This is a genomic window from Massilia sp. UBA6681 (genome assembly GCF_002454935.1).
GTDB classification, from domain to species: Bacteria; Pseudomonadota; Gammaproteobacteria; order Burkholderiales; family Burkholderiaceae_D; genus Telluria; species Telluria varians.
Genome location: NZ_DKJX01000085.1, coordinates 1 through 3,008, shown reverse-complemented (window position 1 = coordinate 3,008; position 3,008 = coordinate 1). Strand labels below are relative to the sequence as shown.

2 protein-coding genes are annotated in these 3,008 nt (G+C 67.8%); one reads left to right on the top strand and one right to left on the bottom strand.

The features are described from left to right. A partial coding sequence (locus B2R83_RS14870) for a PAS domain-containing hybrid sensor histidine kinase/response regulator (RefSeq protein ID WP_292042760.1) occupies positions 1 to 1,883 on the bottom strand: 1,883 nt, incomplete at its 3' end. Between the two features lie 156 nt (positions 1,884 to 2,039). On the opposite strand from B2R83_RS14870, the gene B2R83_RS14865 reads away from it, so the two are divergent. Further along, a partial coding sequence (locus B2R83_RS14865) for an NYN domain-containing protein (protein WP_292042758.1) occupies positions 2,040 to 3,008 on the top strand: 969 nt, incomplete at its 3' end.

The following is a 3,008-nucleotide window of genomic DNA, read 5'->3' as shown; positions in this document are numbered from 1 at the left end:
TCCACCGGCTTGACCAGGTGGTGGTCGAAGCCGGCGGCCATGATCTGCTGGCGTTCGCTGTCCTGGCCATAGCCGGTGACGGCGACCAGCAGGGCGCCCGCCGTGGCCGGGTCGGCGCGCAGGCGCCGCGCGAGCTCCTTGCCGTCCATCTCCGGCAGGCCGATGTCGAGCAGGCAGACCTGCGGCGGCGCCGCCCGTGCGCGTTCGAGGGCGGCCAGCGCGCCGTGTTCCACCAGTGTCTGGTGGCCGGCCGCTTCCAGCACCATGGCCAGGGTCACGGCCGCGTCGACGTTGTCGTCCACGACCAGGACCCGCAGCGCAGCCGCCTTGCCGGTTGCGTCCGCGGCGATGGGAGCGGCGACGTCCTCGCACGGCGCGGCATTCCCGGCGCAGCAGGGCAGGCAGACCGAGAAGGTGCTGCCCAGTCCCAGTCCCGGGCTGGCGCAGGCGACCGAGCCGCCGTGCAGTTCGACCAGGCTTTTCACCAGGGCCAGTCCGAGCCCGAGGCCGCCCAGCGAGCGGTCGACGCTGCGCTCGGCCTGCGCGAACAGCTCGAACACCCGCCCGGTCAGCTCGGGCGCCATGCCGATGCCGTTGTCGCTGACGTCGATGCAGGCATTGCCGGCGGCGGCATGGGCACGCAGCACCAGGCGTCCGCCTTCCGGCGTGTACTTGGCCGCGTTGTTGAGGAGGTTGGCGACGACCTGCACCAGCCGCTTCTTGTCGCCCCTGACCATGACCGCGCCTTGCGGCAGCGCCAGCGACAGGTCGTGGCGGCGTGCGCGCACCAGCGGCGTGACCTGCTCGACCGCATCCTGCAGCACGTCGCGCAGGTCGACCGGGGCCTGCTCCAGTTCGACCAGGCCGCGGGTGACCCGCGATACGTCGAGCAGGTCGTCGATCAGCGCCGTCATGTGGCCGACCTGGCGCGCGATGATCTCGCTGGTGCGCCGCGCCAGCGCCTCGTCCGGCTTCATGCGTTGCAGCAGGGCGGCCGCGGCGCTGATCGGCGCGATCGGATTGCGCAGCTCGTGGGCCAGCATGGCGAGGAATTCGTCCTTGCGCCGGTCCGACTCGCGCAGCTTCTCCTCGGCTGCCTTGCGCTCGCTGATGTCGCTGGCCGCGCCGATCCATTCCACCACCCGTCCGTGCGCATCCTGGATCGGCACGGCGCGCGACAATGCCCAGCCGTCGCTGCCGTCGATGCGGCGCACCCGGTGCTCCAGCTCGTACACGGAGCCGGTGCGGATCGCTTCGAGCACGGCTGCGTGCACACGCGCCTGCTCGTCGGCCGGAATGTAGTCCTGGAGCCAGAACGCGCGCGGACCCGCGGTATCCTTCAGGAAGCCACGCCCGTCGAGCTCGCGCAGCTCGGTCCAGTCGGCGTTCATCCGGTACACCACCTGGCCGGCCGTGGTCAGCGCCCGGAACCGGCTCTCGCTTTCGCGCAGCGCCCGTTCGGAACGGATCTGCTCGGTAACGTCCTTGGTCGTGTGCGAGATGCAGGCGATGGCGCCGTCTTCGTCGAATACCGGTGCGCTGTAGGCACTCCAGAACCGCTCGTCGAAGCTGACCGTGCCGTCGGGTCCTTCCAGGGGTATCGGGTAGCGCTGCACCGGAAGCATGTCCGGCTCGCGGGTCGCCAGCACCTTGGCGAACGATGCGCGCAGCTCGGCCTCGTTGGTGCTGCTGGCGGGGTCGTCGGGATTGGAAGGGAAGGCCACGAACAGGCTCGTGCCCACCAGCTCCTCGCGCCGGCGCGAAGACGCTTTCAGGAAGGCATCGTTCACGGCGAGGATCACGGCCTCGGGCGTCGGCGACAGCAGGTACTTGCCGATCGGCGAACTATTGAACGCTGACTCGAAAACGGATGGCGAGAGCATGGGTCAATACAGGGGCGGGCCATGAAGAAAACACAATTATAAAAGCGATTGCTTGCGATGACACATTTACTACTGCGACACGCGCGCCGCCAGGAAGAAGCGGGTTGCGTATAATCGCGGTCAGTTCGTCCCTTTATTATCTGAAAGCAATAATTCATGGCTTCCTCCGACAACATCAGCATGGCGGTGTTCTGCGACTTCGAAAACGTCGCGCTCGGCGTGCGCGACGCCAACTACGAAAAATTCGACATCAAGCCGGTGCTGGAACGCCTGCTGCTCAAGGGCAGCATCGTGGTCAAGAAAGCCTATTGCGACTGGGACCGCTACAAGACCTTCAAGGCGCCCATGCACGAGGCGAACTTCGAGCTGATCGAGATTCCCCACGTGCGGCAGTCGGGCAAGAATTCGGCCGACATCCGCCTGGTGGTCGACGCGCTCGACCTGTGCTACACCAAGTCGCATGTCGACACCTTCGTGATCGTCTCGGGCGACTCGGACTTTTCGCCGCTGGTGTCGAAGCTGCGCGAGAACGCCAAGCGGGTGATCGGCGTGGGCGTCAAGCAATCCACCTCGGACCTCCTGGTGGCGAACTGCGACGAATTCATCTTCTACGACGACCTGGTGCGTGAGAAGAACCGCGCCGCCGCCAAGCGCAAGGAAGAACTCGACGCGCGCCGCGGCCAGCCGGCGGCGCGCCGCCCGAGCGACGACAAGCGCCGCGAAGAGCTGGAAGCGCGCAAGGCGCAGGCGCTCGAGATGGTGGTCGAGACCTTCGATGCGCTGGTTTCCGAGCGCGGCGACACCGGCAAGATCTGGGCCTCGCTGCTGAAGGACACCCTGAAGCGCCGCCGTCCGGACTTCTCCGAGACCTTCTACGGTTTCCGCACCTTCGGCAACCTGCTGGAAGAAGCCCAGGCGCGCGGCCTGTTCGATTTCGGCCGCGACGAAAAATCCGGCACCTATGTGTTCCGCAGCGCCGCGGCGCCGGTGGCGATGCCGGCCCCGGAGCTGGTGGTGGTGCCGGAGAGCCCGGCGGGAGAGGAAGCCGCCGCCGTCCAGGGCGGCGAGGAAGCACCGCAGGCCGAAGCCAAGCCGGAACGTGGCCGCCGCGGCCGTGGCGGGCGC